Here is a 13523-nt window from a genome sequence, read left to right as displayed (position 1 = left end):
ATCGATATGCGATTTACTCTCCGTCAACTTCAAGTATTCGTCGCCGTCGCCCAGCAGGAAAGCGTATCCCGTGCTGCCCTGACGCTCAACCTCTCGCAATCGGCGGCGAGCACCTCAATCACCGAGCTAGAGCGTCAGTGCAGCTGTCAGCTGTTCGATCGCGCCGGCAAACGGCTGAGCCTCAACGCCCTCGGCAAACAACTGCTGCCGCAGGCGGTGGCCCTGCTCGATCAGGCCAAAGAGATCGAAGACTTGCTCAACGGCAAGTCCGGTTTCGGCTCGCTGGCGGTCGGCGCGACGCTGACCATCGGCAATTACCTCGCCACCCTGCTGATCGGCAGCTTCATGCAGCGCCATCCGGAAAGCCAAGTGAAGCTGCATGTGCAGAACACCGCCAACATCGTGCAACAGGTCGCGCACTATGAAATTGATCTGGGTCTAATCGAAGGCGACTGCAGCCATCCGGACATCGAAGTGCAGAGTTGGGTCGAAGATGAGCTGGTGGTGTTCTGCGCGCCTCAGCATCCGCTGGCCAAACGTGGCATTGCGACCATGGAGGAGCTGAGTCATGAGGCGTGGATTCTCCGCGAGCAAGGCTCGGGCACCCGGCTGACGTTCGACCAGGCCATGCGACACCATCGCAGCGCGCTGAACATTCGCCTGGAGCTGGAACACACCGAAGCGATCAAGCGCGCGGTGGAATCAGGTTTGGGGATTGGCTGCATTTCGCGTCTGGCGCTGCGCGATGCCTTTCGCCGCGGCAGCCTGGTGCCGGTGGAAACACCGGATCTGGACTTGGCGCGGCAGTTCTATTTCATCTGGCACAAGCAGAAATATCAGACATCGGCGATGCGCGAATTCCTCGAACTGTGCCGCGCGTTCACCGCCGGGGTTCAGCGCAGCGACGAGATCGTCCTGCCCACCATCGCTTAAAGCAGGATCACCGCCCACACCAGCGCAATCATGCTCAACGCAACCAATTGAGCAGCGCTGCCCATGTCCTTGGCGTTCTTGGACAGCGGATGCAACTCAAGGGAAATGCGGTCGATGGCCGCTTCCACCGCCGAATTGAGCAACTCGACGATCAAGGCCAACAGGCAGACCGCAATCAGCAGCGCCTGCTCGACGCGGCTGACGTTCAGGAAGAACGACAGCGGTATCAGGATGACGTTAAGCAGCACCAGTTGCCGGAAAGCCGCTTCACCGGTGAAAGCCGCGCGCAGGCCGTCCAGTGAGTAGCCGGAGGCGTTGAGGATGCGTTTGAGGCCGGTCTGGCCTTTGAAAGGTGACATAAAGTGGGCAACTGACAAAAAAGGAGTGGGAAAGCTAGATCAAGCAAAGTCAAAAAAGCGTGAACATGTAGCACTTAGTTGCTCGAAATTGACTCAAGTTGTTGCAAGAGCAGCGCTGCCTGAGTCCGGGTCCGCACATTCAGCTTGCGGAAAATGGCCGTGACGTGGGCCTTGATCGTCGCTTCGGAAACGCTCAACTCGTAAGCAATCTGCTTGTTCAGCAAACCTTCACAGACCATGGTCAACACCCGGAATTGCTGAGGTGTCAGGCTGGCAAGGCCTTCGCTGGCAGCCTTGGCTTCGGCGGAAACGCTGACCGCTTCGAAGGCCTGGGGCGGCCAGAAAACATCGCCATCCAGCACCGCGCGTACGGCTTTCTGAATGACGCTCAAATCACTGGACTTGGGAATGAAACCGCTGGCGCCGAACTCACGGGATTTCACCATGACCGACGCTTCTTCCTGAGCCGACACCATCACCACCGGAATCTGCGGGTACTGCCCACGCAACAGCACCAGCCCGGAAAAACCGTAAGCCCCCGGCATGTTCAGGTCCAGCAATACCAGATCCCAGTCGGCCTTTTCGTCCAGGCGGGTTTCCAGTTCGGCAATGCTCGCCACTTCCACCAGACGGACATCCGGGCCCAGGCCCAGGGTCAACGCTTGATGCAGGGCGCTACGAAAAAGAGGGTGGTCATCGGCAATCAGGATTTCGTATGTGGCCATTTTTCAAATGATCCTGTTTTTTTATGGGACGCCTGATGCATTTCAGGCCTCGCCAAAACAACTCGAGGTGCAGCCACGCAGCAGCACCAACAGGGCACGTTCAACGCCAATTACGTAAAAAAAGCAGCGTTTCAAACCTTGGCCGCGCCCTAATCGGCGCCAAGCATGCCCAGCGAAGCCGGGGTGGTCAAGTTGCATGGCCCTGCCAGCAAGCCTGGTTCTTTTGCAGTATGGGCGACTCTCAGCAAACGACGGGAGCCGCGTGCTGAACAAAGGGCATCAGCTCGGCATGGGCCGGTGTTGCAACATTCATATCCAGCTGATGTTTAGCGTCCAGGTAATGCTGGCTGAACACATCAAAATAAGCGTCCAGTGCCGATGCAGCGTCTGTATCACCGGCCAGATCGAGGCACAACGCCGCCACTTCGGCCGTGCACAGGTGCTCGCTACGGGTGGACCTGCGCAATCGGTACCGTGAGAGCTTCTCAGGAAGCAGGCTCAGAATCGGGAACGCATCAAAATAGGGGCTTTTACGGAAAATCTTCCGGGCTTCGGTCCAAGTGGCGTCCAGTAGAATAAACAGTGGGCGCTTGGTGCTATCGACCTCGACGCTGTGGGTAACTCGCTCGGGCTCGACGTATTCGCCCGGAAACACCAGATAGGGTTGCCATTGTGGGTCGGCCAACAGTGCAAGCAGTTGTTCATCGACTTCCGTGCGCGACCAAATGAATGCATGGTTGTCGCGCACCACATCGGCAATCAGCCAACCGGTGTTGCTTGGTTTAAACACTTCTTTATTGGTCATGATCAGGCACACGCCGCTACGGGTGTCGACCTGCGGGCGCCAAGCGCATAAACAGTGGCTCTCTATCACGCGGCAGGCACGGCAACGGGTTGCCCGCCAGCCACGGGCCTGAATCGGCTTGATTCCCGCCTCTTCGCGTTCATCGCGCAAGCGGGCTACGGCGTTGGGAGCATGGTTCATCGTGGGCAACACCGGCAGACAGGAAAACTCGACACAAACGGCACTCGGCAAGGCAATAAAGGCCAGCAGTTTATCAGAGCTGCCGGCGCAAGCCTGTACCGTCCAGGCCGCCTCCCCTATAATTCGCCGCCACTGAACGCACAGTCACGTGACGGGTCGAACCACCAGTCACTGAACCAGGAGAGTTTCATGCTGCGCCTTATCGTTCCCACCGCTGCCGTTTTGCTGGCGTCGTCCTTTAGTGCTCAGGCTGCGTCCTTGAGTGAGCAGAACCTCAACAGAGAGCTGCGAAACGTCGCCGTACAAAGCAGTGTCGGCACGCCACGGGCGATCAACGAAGACATTCTTGATCAGGGTTATACCGTCGAAGGCAAACAGCTGATCAACCATCTGAGTGTTCAAAGCAGCCACGCCGACAAGATGCGCGCCGATCCGAAAGCCGTGTACTTCCAGCTTGGCGCCTCCGTCTGCAGAAACGAGGGGTTCCGCAAGCTGATGGCCAAGGGTGCGATCATGCGTTACGACTTTACCGAAGTGAAAACCAATCGCCCGGTCGGCTCCGCAAGCTTCCAGGAATCGGATTGCCCGAAAGCCACACCGGCCAAGAAAAAGTAATCAACGGGAATTGGCGCGCCGCTGTTCATCCTCGGCGCGCAGTTCTGCCAACAGCGCCTGCAAGTAGCGCGAACGTCGCTCTCCGCCCTCCAGACGTCGGCAGCACTCCTCTTCGAGACTCAAATGATTGGCCTCGGCTGATAACTTCAGCAATCGATACAGTTGCGCATCGATTTCCAGAGTCACTCTGGTCATGGTTTCCCGCCTCCCTGCACGCATTGATCGCCTTTGATCACGCGATAAATCCCTGGAATTGCTTGAACGTTGCGTCTGCCGTTGACGCAAAGTTGTCGTGTCACGCCTGTAACTTAGTAAATCAGAGCGCAGGACAGATGGCTTGCGTTCAGACGAGCGGTGAAAGCACCTTGCAAATCGTCAATAAGCGGTTGCCAGGAAAGACTTTGCGGCGCAATGATCAAGCAGCAAAAATCGTTGCGAGGGTCTAAATTCAAAGTGTTCACGTTGATTTTTTTCAGGGCAGAAAAGGGGCTGCCCATTGCGTGCCTTATTGTGCGAACGTTTCTTTCATTCAAGGGATAAGCAGAGCCCGTATGGATGGCTCGATTGCAAACGAGTCAAGTGGAGCGCCCAGGCAAGGGCTTGGGCAGACAGCGACACAAGGGGTGTCGCGGCGCCGACGATTGTTTTGTCGGGCCAAGGGTTCTGTGCAGAAGGAGAAGTTGAATGCCTTACCAACCGAATGACCTCCTGAGCCGTCATTTTCAAGAAAGCGGCCACGACCTCACCAGCAAGGTCGAAGAACAACTCAACCTGGTTTCACCCAACAGCCCCAACATCCCGATTTACCGCGACATGATCCTGACTGTGCTACGCATGGCCCAGGAAGATCACAACCGCTGGAATGCCAAGATCACCCTGCAAGCCTTGCGCGAACTCGAGCATGCCTTCCGTGTGATGGAGCAGTTCAAGGGACGACGCAAAGTCACTGTTTTCGGCTCGGCCCGCACGCCGATAGAACATCCACTGTATGGTTTGGCCCGAGAGCTTGGCGCCGCTCTGGCGCGCTCGGACATGATGGTCATCACCGGTGCCGGCGGCGGCATCATGGCGGCGGCCCACGAAGGCGCCGGCCTGGAACACAGCCTGGGATTCAATATCACCCTGCCCTTCGAGCAACATGCCAATCCCACGGTCAATGGCACCGGGAATCTACTGCCCTTCCACTTTTTCTTTACCCGCAAGCTGTTCTTCGTCAAGGAGGCCGATGCGCTGGTCCTGTGCCCAGGCGGTTTCGGTACGCTGGATGAAGCACTGGAAGTGCTGACCCTGATCCAGACCGGCAAAAGCCCATTGGTGCCCGTGGTGCTACTGGATGCGCCGGGCGGCAAGTTCTGGCAAGGCGCGCTGGACTTCATTCACCATCAACTGGAGGAAAATCGCTACATCCTGCCAACCGACATGAAGCTGTTGAGCCTGGTCTACAGCGCCGAAGAGGCAGTGGAGCAGATCAATCAGTTCTACAGCAACTTCCACTCCAGCCGCTGGCTCAAGCATCAGTTCGTGATTCGCATGAACCACAAACTCAGCGACCGGGCGCTTGAACACATGCAGGAGGCATTCGCCGACCTGTGCCTGAGCGATCATTTCCATCAGCACGCCTACAGCGGTGAGGAGCACGACGAAGCACAGTTCAGCCATCTGGCGCGACTTTCCTTCACCTTCAACGCCCGTGATCATGGTCGTCTGCGGGAGTTGGTGGATTACATCAACCTGCCGGAGAACTGGGCCCAGTCCAAACCCCAGGCACAACAACGCACACGGGAACCGTCCAAGGTAACGTGAGGCAAAAAAAACGGCCCGCTATCGAAATAGCGAGCCGTTCATTCAATCGTCCATCCCTCGGCCGCTGAACAAGCGGCTGATCATTTCCATGGAATACCCCCGATAACTCAGGAACCTGCCCTGTTTGGCACGTTCCCGGGCGTCTATCGGTAGGTGCCCAGCAAATTTGCGCCGCCAGGTGTCTTCCAATTGTTCCTGCCAGTTGATACCGCTCTCGCGCAAAGCGAGTTCGATGTCGGTACGTTGCAGGCCGCGCTGGCTCAACTCTTCGCGAATTCGCAAAGGGCCATAACCGGAACGGGCACGGTAAGAAACAAAGCTTTCGAGGTAACGGGACTCGGACAACAGGCCCTCTTCCGTCAAGCGGTCGAGTGCTGTGTCGATCATTTCAGGGAGGGCGCCGCGCTGACGCAGTTTACGCGTCAGCTCGACTCGACCGTGCTCGCGTCGCGCGAGCAGGTCCATTGCGGTTCGCCGCACCGCGACGAGTGTATCGAGTACGGCGGTCATCGGATCAATCAGATATCAGCGTCAGCCAGGTCATCAGCCGTCTCTTTGACTGGCGATGCTTTGACGTCCGGCGCTGGAGTCAACAGCTTGTCGCGCAGTTGCTTCTCAAGTTTCGCGGCGATCTCCGGATTGTCCGCCAGGAACTTGGCCGAGTTGGCCTTGCCCTGGCCGATCTTGGTGCCTTCGTAGGCATACCATGCACCGGATTTCTCGACAAAACCGTGCAGAACACCCAGGTCGATCATCTCACCGTTGAGGTAGATGCCCTTGCCGTAAAGAATCTGGAACTCGGCCTGACGGAACGGCGAAGCTACTTTGTTCTTCACGACTTTGACGCGGGTTTCGCTACCGACGACTTCATCACCTTCTTTCACCGCACCAGTACGGCGGATGTCCAGACGAACCGATGCGTAGAACTTCAGCGCGTTACCACCGGTGGTGGTTTCCGGGCTGCCGAACATTACGCCGATTTTCATACGGATCTGGTTGATGAAGATCACCAGGCAGTTGGCGTTCTTGATGTTACCGGTGATTTTACGCAGCGCCTGGGACATCAGACGGGCTTGCAGGCCCACGTGCATGTCACCCATTTCGCCTTCGATTTCAGCCTTTGGCACCAGAGCCGCCACGGAGTCGACGATGATCACGTCAACCGCGTTGGAACGCACCAGCATGTCGGTGATTTCCAGGGCCTGCTCGCCGGTGTCCGGCTGGGAAACCAGCAGGTCGTCGACGTTGACGCCCAGTTTGCCGGCGTACTCAGGGTCGAGGGCGTGTTCGGCGTCGACGAATGCGCAGGTCGCGCCGGCTTTTTGAGCCTGGGCGATCACCGACAGTGTCAGGGTGGTTTTACCGGAGGATTCAGGACCGTAGATCTCAACGATACGGCCTTTTGGCAGACCGCCAATGCCGAGCGCGATGTCCAGACCCAGAGAGCCAGTGGAAATAGCCGGGATCGCCTGACGGTCCTGATCGCCCATACGCATTACGGCACCCTTGCCGAATTGACGTTCGATCTGACCCAGGGCCGCAGCCAAGGCTTTCTTCTTGTTGTCGTCCATTAAAGTCCTCACGTAATCAATAAGGCCTGACGGCCAACACCTGTATAAGTAGCCAGTATTATTCCACAGCGTTTCAGGATCGCCTACCCCTGATTTGAGATTTCTCCAGCGGCATGCCGCAGCAGCCCCTCTAGCGCGGCCTTCACCGTTTGTCGGCGGACCTCGTCACGGTTACCGGCAAAGTACTGCACCTCGCTGAACACCTGATCACCGACGCCCCAGGCCAGCCACACCGTGCCCACAGGCTTGCTCGGCGAACCGCCATCCGGCCCTGCCACACCGCTGACCGCCACGGCAAAACGCGCCCGGCTTTTTTCCTGCGCGCCGCGGACCATGGCCTCGACCACCTCGCGACTGACCGCCCCGACGGTTGGAAACAACTCGGCCGGGACGTCCAATTGCTGGGTTTTCTGGCGGTTGGAGTAGGTGACATAACCGGCCTCGAACCACGCTGAACTCCCCGGAATGCGGGTGATCGCCTCGGCAATCCCGCCACCGGTACAGGATTCGGCGGTGGTGACGTGGGCATTAAGAACCTGCAAGCGTCTGCCAAGTTCAGCGGCCAGCTGAGTGATATCTTTCACGGCTCTCTCCTGATCGAGCGGAATGAGGCCTACCGTACACGAGCCGATCACGCTTGCAAGGTTCAGGATCGATCAAAATGTTAGCGAGCGAGGGCTCTGACATAGGCCTGACACGCCTGCAGGGCAATCAGTCCGCTATCGCCTGCATCGGTGATGGCGATAATTCGTTGAGCATGCGCCGGGTCAAGTCGGGCTCGCGGGGCGCCATGATCCATCCCGCCGGTGCCGGAGGCGGCTGGCACTGCACCGGTTGAGGTAGCATCGTTGGCATCAAGGAGGACTGACAAGCGCACATCAGCAGTGGCAAGACGATCGCGCAGGCGACCTTGATCACGTTCGGCATCGCTAAGCGCTCGATAATGGGTTTGTTCACTGGCCGAGAGCCGTTGTTCCAGGGCCAGGCGTTTATTCTGTTCGGCCTGTTGCTCGACGGCCGCCGTTAGTGTCTGTTGATTAAGTGCCTGGGCGTGCAGCCTGGCCTGCTCCGCCAGTTGCCGGCCGTAGCGCCAATCCTGAAACTGCCAGGCCAATGCCGCCGAACAACCGGCCAGCACCAGCAGACCAATCAGTCGCCAGCCAATCAGACCGAAGGCTGGCATAGCACCGCCCTCGCCCGCGCCCAGAGTTCCAGTCGATCCTGCAAACCGTTCAACCCGCCGTTGATACGGCGAGTGATGCTGTTGAACTGGCCGCGGTCGGCCAATTCATTCAATCCGTTCTGCTCCCAGAACCATGCTGCCGATTCGGCGGCCCATTGGGGTTGTTCCAGCAGTTCAGGCAGGGTCAGCAGACGCTCATCGCCGAACAAGCCGAGGCTGCATTGACGGTAGTTGTTAAGGCCGGTGATCTGGATCAGGCCACGGCCACGGTATTTTTGACCGTCGCCGTCGGGTTCTGGAGTGTTGCCCAAACGGGTGGCCAGGTTGCCGGTGTCGTATTTGTTCAGATATTGAGTGCTGCCCAGTTCACGTACGTACTGCAACTGCCCTGATTCGTGACCGACTTGTGCGAGGAAGGCGGCGATGCGTTTGGGGGTGTTGATGTTGCGGTGAGACATGGCGGTGTTCAGGGCGGAAATGAAAACGCCCGCTTGGTGGCGGGCGCTGGGGAGTATCTGCAATAACTTCTGTTGGGTGAGGGGCATCACTCATACTCCGCTGAGTGTTTGTACCAACCAATCCGGGGCCAATGGTTTACTGGCCTCTTTTGGAAAACCAGAGGTCATGGGCCAATCACGCAACTCCTGCCGATAATCCAGCAGATCATGGAAATCATCAGTGGTCAAAGTAAGCGGCACACTAGCGGCCTCCTCATCCCGATCCCGATCAACCAGCCATTGAGTGGCCACAAGTTGTTCGTCACGCCATCTACGCGCCGATGCTATCAGTTCAAACTCGGTCGCCGGAGCGGAATCGATCAGAATCGGCAAACCATCGGCATCGTGACTGCGATCTTTGCCAGGCTTCGGGTCACCAATAACTGCCAGAAAGCGCTCTTGAGTAATAGGCACCGCATCGTTTGGCATCTTCGTATGCAATCCAGCCAAATAAATACAACCCGTGGATTGGCTATAAAAACGTTTCATTATTCCCCCTTAACGCCCTATAGCGATGGCACCGAAACCGCATGGCAGTATCGATGAGTACAAAGTGAACCCCGTCAGAGTCTTAGGTCCCAACGATACACTTGCCGGAGCAGAACCATTCAGGGTAGTAGGAAACACTCCAAAACAGGCATTTGGAAATGCAAGCGTAAAACTTGAATAGGCGCCTTGAATGCCGAGCGTTGAAGTCCCGATCCATTGAATGATCAGACCTCCAAGCCACGATGGAAAAACAATATATCCGTTAGTCGTGAGGCTGATAGCAAAACCGAAGCGCAAGTTTTTTGGCGTTACTATCGTTGCTTCATTCACTCCCTCATTGGTTTGGGCCAGACTTGCTGTTTTCGCCACACCCGCAATGGTCTCGGTTGCCTGCTTAACATTTTTAGCGATTGCTTGAAAGACTCTTAAGGAAGTCATCCGTTTTGCATTATCGATGCCTGTCTCTGCTTCCTGTTGGGACGCGACAGGGATAATGCTGTCTGCCACTTTAATGGCGATCGCCGCGCTCAGTTGAGTGTTGTCCTGTTCATCTGGCACCAGCCCGGCAGATTGAATGACACTAATCATTTCTTCACTGACTGCATTGCCCCACTGAGCGGGAATCAATGACCCGGCCGATCCGGTTATGGGGTTCTCATTCACAAACTTCCCATTCACCAAACCCGCGCTGGGAACACTCTTTGGATAATCCATCTTTCGATCCTTAAATTAACATTTTCTGACAAAACACATGCCAGACAGTCTGGCGACATTCGGTCGGGCAGTTATTGTTGGAAAGCTGTCAGCGGTAAGCGCGTCAGCCCGCGGCATAGATGAGATACAGAATTTCTTGCGTCATCCCCTTTGCCCCAGACTGCCGGAAACTGCTATCCCCATAACTAATAAAACGTTGACTATTTCTTGATCGAGCCAGGAGCGAGAGGCCAAACGATCTCCGTTGGAAAACTCGTTTGTTGCTCAATCCGGTTCAGCTCGACGCTGTAGAGTTTCCACTCAATCAGGGCCAACTGTTCATCGTGAGAGGCATCACCGATATCCTCGGCATATTGAAGTGGCGCTATACGCAAAACGGCCTCACGAAGAAGCGTGTCGCGCTTGGCCAGGACCTGAACTTTGATGTCGAACAGGCGAGCCACCTCGTCAAGTTTCCAGCCATTGTCATTCCAGACGTAGTAGTTGCCCGGCCACGGTTCGACTGTAAAAACTTCCGGTAACTCTCCGAGTTCACTCCAGACTTGCTGGGCCCCGCCATCCTTGCGATAAACCAAACCGCGACGATTAATCACTTCCCGGGGAACATTGTTCACCAGCGCCCAGATATGGCCGCTTTCCGCAGGCGGGAGCTCAAATGAAAGCTCAACGGCATTACTAGGTAGTTGAATACCGATACCCGGAGTGACCGGAAACTCTACAGCCCCCGACAAGACGCCAGAGTTATCAAATAGATAATAAAACATGGACACCTCAGATAAGTTTTATACGACCGGGATAAGCGATGTTGCGAGGGCGCGTGACGCCACCATGGTTAGTCAACTCCGAATCAGGTAGTTGCGTAACAGGTGGAGGTGGTGTGATGTATTTGACGGTGGCCCCCACGTAATCCGTATAAGCCGCCCCATCAAGACCCAGCTGAGTCTTTTGACTATTGATGTGCGACGCAAACAGAATGTTGTCAGCTATACCGTTATCGCCCTGTACCAATGAGCCTTTTTGCCATGAACCTGGAGCTCGACCCGGATCGACATCGCGCCCCTCAGCCAGTAAACGAAGAAACTCTCCACGGGCCTCCGGCGTTCGAAAGGTTGTCGAACCATCTCCGGGCGTCCACGAGCCCCCACGGTCACTTTCAGAACGCAACATGCCCGACTGTTGTGCATGATCCCAAAGCCACGGCCATTCGGCGCGATTGAGCAGAGATCCATTGAGCGCACCATAACCACCAGGCACAACCACCGTAGTCGTCTCAAAAACAGCCCGTCCAAGCGTAGTACCGTCAAACCGTCCAACTGGCCACCAACTACCCGCTGGATCACTGCGCAGGTGCCACCAATCGCCTGCCCCCATCAACACCAGAAACGGATAGCCGCCTGCATTCAGATGGGTGTGAAACTTGATAGAGTCCGTTCCCGCACACTGAATAACCAAACGATTGCCGCTGTTATCAACACGTCTAACGATGACGTCGCGCACGCCCAACGCGATATTGGCTGGCGGCAGACTGATGGTGGCGGCACCGGAACTGGCATCAATCAACACAAGACCAAGTTCTTCGGCGGTCAGAGCTTTTGATGCGACTAGCCGCGTGATTACCGAGCGCATCGGATTAGTCTTGCCAATAATCGCCAGGATAGCCTTTAGCAGTTGATTATTGTCCGCTTCGGAGGGGGCCAGTCCGCCCTCGGTAATCACGCCCAGGACTTCTTGTGTGACGCTGTTTCCCCATACTGCCGGAATCAACGAGCCCGGCGTTCCGGCGACGGGGTTTTCATCGACGAACCGGCCATTGACCAGTCCGACGCTGGGGACACTTTTTGGATAATCCATACGTCTTTCGTTCCTCTGAAATAACAAATGAACCGTGTCGACGCGGTTGTCGGTGCAATCGCGCCTACGGTTTTTTTCAAGAAAAAAAGCCCACGAATACGTGGGCCTGAACAGGGGAAATGAATGGCTCTCGCCTAGTCAGCCAGGTCACTGACGAGTTCACGAATAGCCACCAAGCCTTCATCGCCCGCGCTGCGGGCCAAATCCATCTTGCCCTTGGCCGCGTGCCCGCGAATTTGCGTTTTGGCCTTGAGGCGCAATGTGCGCAGGGTCAGTAAGTTGTCGCTCAGCTGTGCGGCTTTGCTCAGAATCTGCTCGGCGGCCTGTTTGGCTGTACGGCCTTTAACGACCCATGCGGACACGGCCAGCGGTACGTCTTTTTTCGGGTAACCCGCATCCTGAAAGGCCTGGGCATCAGCAGCGGCCTGGGCGTATTCCATGGCTTTGAGTGGATCACCAGCCAGAGCAATACGTGCTTTGTCTGCTGCCGCATCGACTTTGGCGCACAGGCGTTCGGTTTCCTGTTGTTCCAGCAGGGCGACTTTCGCGGCGTCCAATATCCATTTTTCACCGTCCCAATCATGGGCGGCAGAAGGCTGTGCGGAACGTAGCCCGTCCTCGAACTGATGCAGCTCTTGAATAACGTTCATCGAATCAACTCCCAGGAAAGACTGACATTGACTGCCGCCGCGAAGTTGACCGCGATTCCTGTGGCGTAATCAGACACGGGGTGGTTCTTGATCCCCATACTGAACAGCAATTCATCGCTGACGGCGCTGGTCGAACCGAGCATGTGTTCGGTCTGGTAGGACTGCCACAACGAGCGCAATTGCGAATGGTCGAAACTGGCGGTCAGGGTCGTGACCGTGGCGTCGTTGACAAAGTTATTGGTAAAGATCACGCACGGCATCGGGTTAGCCCAACCACCATCGTGATTGGAGCTGGTGGTCAGCGCCGGTGAGAGAAAGCAGTAGTTGCCGCCAACCCAACCTGTCGGCGCAAATGACACCCCAGTGATCTCCGTCGCCGAAGGCGTCGGGTTCCCCACTACCAGACGTGCCGCCCGGGCATGAGGATCCAGAGGCAGGTAAACCACACCGCTGCCGTTGACGGTTTGCGTCCACGCCAACCGGTTACGGTTGTAGAGCGGCCTGACGATCGGTACGGAACCCGGCGCAGCCGTCATCACCCAGGCAATGCAGATATCCAGCGGCGTGGACTGAAAACCGCCCCCCGCCCCGCCATTGACAGTGCCCTTTAAACCTTCGGGCGTAGCGTCATAGATTGTTCCGCGCTGCATGTAGAACGTCAGCACACCACCGATCACCTGCGCCCGCAGAAAGTAGCTGGAGGTCGACAACAAATCACTGCTCCACGCTTGGGTGGTAAACGTCCGCGCCCTGCCCAACTGCCCCGCGACGACTTCCTGGCCAATGCTGACCAATACCCCCGCCGGAATCGACACCCGGCCACCGCTGGTCGAAACTGCCGTCGGGGTCACCGCCAAACGCCCATCCGCCGTCGCCACCGTGGCCGGTGGCAACGAGCCGATCGGCAATGCCGAATCCAGATTCCAACCCTTGGCGGACACGCTCTGAATGGCTTGCAGCAACTGATCGTACTTCGTCTCGTCCGGAGTCAGATCCCCAGCCTTGATGACGTTCACGATCTCCTGCGTCACCCCATTCCCCCAATCCGCCGGAATCAACGACCCCGGCGTCCCGGTCAGCGGGTTCTCATCCACAAACTTCCCATTCACCAACCCGGCGCTGGGCACACTTTTCGGAAAATCCATCCC

General features: G+C 56.9%; 18 protein-coding genes. 3 read left to right on the top strand and 15 right to left on the bottom strand.

What is annotated here, in order from left to right:
- Window positions 1–6: 6 nt before the first annotated feature.
- A complete protein-coding gene (locus tag ACZ3HH_RS12915) occupies window positions 7–933 on the top strand; it encodes a LysR family transcriptional regulator (protein WP_007907288.1) in 927 nt (308 codons plus the stop codon).
- Here ACZ3HH_RS12915 and ACZ3HH_RS12910 read toward each other — a convergent pair.
- From ACZ3HH_RS12910 to ACZ3HH_RS12900, 3 genes are all read right to left on the bottom strand, one after another.
- Window positions 930–1292 carry a diacylglycerol kinase gene (locus ACZ3HH_RS12910; protein WP_008153979.1) on the bottom strand — a complete coding sequence of 121 codons (363 nt, stop codon included), beginning with the start codon at window positions 1290–1292 and terminating at the stop codon, window positions 930–932. The two genes, ACZ3HH_RS12915 and ACZ3HH_RS12910, sit on opposite strands and share 4 nt — an antisense overlap.
- 74 nt (window positions 1293–1366) lie before the next feature.
- Window positions 1367–2017, bottom strand: a complete 651-nt coding sequence (gene erdR, locus ACZ3HH_RS12905; RefSeq protein WP_465805077.1) for a response regulator transcription factor ErdR — start codon at window positions 2015–2017, stop codon at window positions 1367–1369.
- Window positions 2018–2258: 241 nt separating this feature from the next.
- Window positions 2259–3002, bottom strand: coding sequence for a tRNA-uridine aminocarboxypropyltransferase (locus ACZ3HH_RS12900; RefSeq protein WP_465805075.1), 744 nt, complete (start codon window positions 3000–3002; stop codon window positions 2259–2261).
- Window positions 3003–3191: 189 nt separating this feature from the next.
- Between ACZ3HH_RS12900 and ACZ3HH_RS12895 the strand changes: the two genes are divergently transcribed.
- Complete coding sequence (locus tag ACZ3HH_RS12895) at window positions 3192–3617, top strand: PA3611 family quorum-sensing-regulated virulence factor (protein ID WP_465805073.1); 426 nt, start codon at window positions 3192–3194, stop codon at window positions 3615–3617.
- On the opposite strand, the gene ACZ3HH_RS12890 is transcribed toward ACZ3HH_RS12895, so the two are convergent.
- Window positions 3618–3812: a hypothetical protein gene (locus ACZ3HH_RS12890; RefSeq protein WP_465805071.1), complete on the bottom strand. Its 195-nt coding sequence runs from the start codon at window positions 3810–3812 to the stop codon at window positions 3618–3620.
- Window positions 3813–4301: 489 nt separating this feature from the next.
- Between ACZ3HH_RS12890 and ACZ3HH_RS12885 the strand changes: the two genes are divergently transcribed.
- Window positions 4302–5420, top strand: coding sequence for an LOG family protein (locus tag ACZ3HH_RS12885; protein ID WP_465805070.1), 1119 nt, complete (start codon window positions 4302–4304; stop codon window positions 5418–5420).
- Window positions 5421–5462: 42 nt separating this feature from the next.
- Here ACZ3HH_RS12885 and recX read toward each other — a convergent pair whose 3' ends face one another.
- The 11 genes from recX to ACZ3HH_RS12830 all read right to left on the bottom strand — a co-directional run bounded on the left by recX (window position 5463) and on the right by ACZ3HH_RS12830 (window position 13520).
- Window positions 5463–5930: a recombination regulator RecX gene (gene recX / locus ACZ3HH_RS12880; RefSeq protein WP_048393833.1), complete on the bottom strand. Its 468-nt coding sequence runs from the start codon at window positions 5928–5930 to the stop codon at window positions 5463–5465.
- A gap of 8 nt (window positions 5931–5938) precedes the next feature.
- The gene (gene recA / locus ACZ3HH_RS12875; RefSeq protein WP_007907270.1) at window positions 5939–6991 is read right to left on the bottom strand and encodes a recombinase RecA; all 1053 of its coding nucleotides are present in this window, start codon (window positions 6989–6991) and stop codon (window positions 5939–5941) included.
- Window positions 6992–7074: 83 nt separating this feature from the next.
- A complete protein-coding gene (locus ACZ3HH_RS12870; protein ID WP_465805066.1) occupies window positions 7075–7575 on the bottom strand; it encodes a CinA family protein in 501 nt (166 codons plus the stop codon).
- Window positions 7576–7655: 80 nt separating this feature from the next.
- Window positions 7656–8174, bottom strand: a complete 519-nt coding sequence (locus tag ACZ3HH_RS12865; protein ID WP_465805064.1) for a lysis system spanin subunit — start codon at window positions 8172–8174, stop codon at window positions 7656–7658.
- The gene (locus ACZ3HH_RS12860; protein WP_465805063.1) at window positions 8156–8719 is read right to left on the bottom strand and encodes a glycoside hydrolase family 19 protein; all 564 of its coding nucleotides are present in this window, start codon (window positions 8717–8719) and stop codon (window positions 8156–8158) included. The genes ACZ3HH_RS12865 and ACZ3HH_RS12860 overlap by 19 nt, the downstream gene beginning before the upstream one ends.
- A 3-nt stretch (window positions 8720–8722) precedes the next feature.
- Window positions 8723–9160: a phage tail assembly chaperone gene (locus tag ACZ3HH_RS12855; RefSeq protein WP_465805062.1), complete on the bottom strand. Its 438-nt coding sequence runs from the start codon at window positions 9158–9160 to the stop codon at window positions 8723–8725.
- 9 nt (window positions 9161–9169) lie between these two features.
- A complete protein-coding gene (locus ACZ3HH_RS12850; protein WP_465805060.1) occupies window positions 9170–9874 on the bottom strand; it encodes a gp53-like domain-containing protein in 705 nt (234 codons plus the stop codon).
- A 200-nt stretch (window positions 9875–10074) separates the two neighbouring features.
- A complete protein-coding gene (locus tag ACZ3HH_RS12845) occupies window positions 10075–10638 on the bottom strand; it encodes a tail fiber assembly protein (protein ID WP_465805058.1) in 564 nt (187 codons plus the stop codon).
- 7 nt (window positions 10639–10645) lie between these two features.
- Window positions 10646–11725 carry a phage tail protein gene (locus ACZ3HH_RS12840; protein WP_465805056.1) on the bottom strand — a complete coding sequence of 360 codons (1080 nt, stop codon included), beginning with the start codon at window positions 11723–11725 and terminating at the stop codon, window positions 10646–10648.
- 134 nt (window positions 11726–11859) lie between these two features.
- Window positions 11860–12375 (bottom strand): phage tail protein, encoded by a 516-nt coding sequence (locus ACZ3HH_RS12835; RefSeq protein ID WP_465805055.1) that lies wholly within the window; start codon window positions 12373–12375, stop codon window positions 11860–11862.
- Window positions 12372–13520: a phage tail protein gene (locus tag ACZ3HH_RS12830; RefSeq protein ID WP_465805053.1), complete on the bottom strand. Its 1149-nt coding sequence runs from the start codon at window positions 13518–13520 to the stop codon at window positions 12372–12374. Before ACZ3HH_RS12830 ends, ACZ3HH_RS12835 begins: the two co-directional genes overlap by 4 nt.
- Between the last annotated feature and the right edge of the window lie 3 nt (window positions 13521–13523).

It is taken from the genome of Pseudomonas sp. PME37.24/025 (assembly GCF_055556615.1).
The sequence above is the reverse complement of the archived record's forward strand: the minus strand, read 5'-3'. Positions and strand labels throughout refer to the sequence as shown.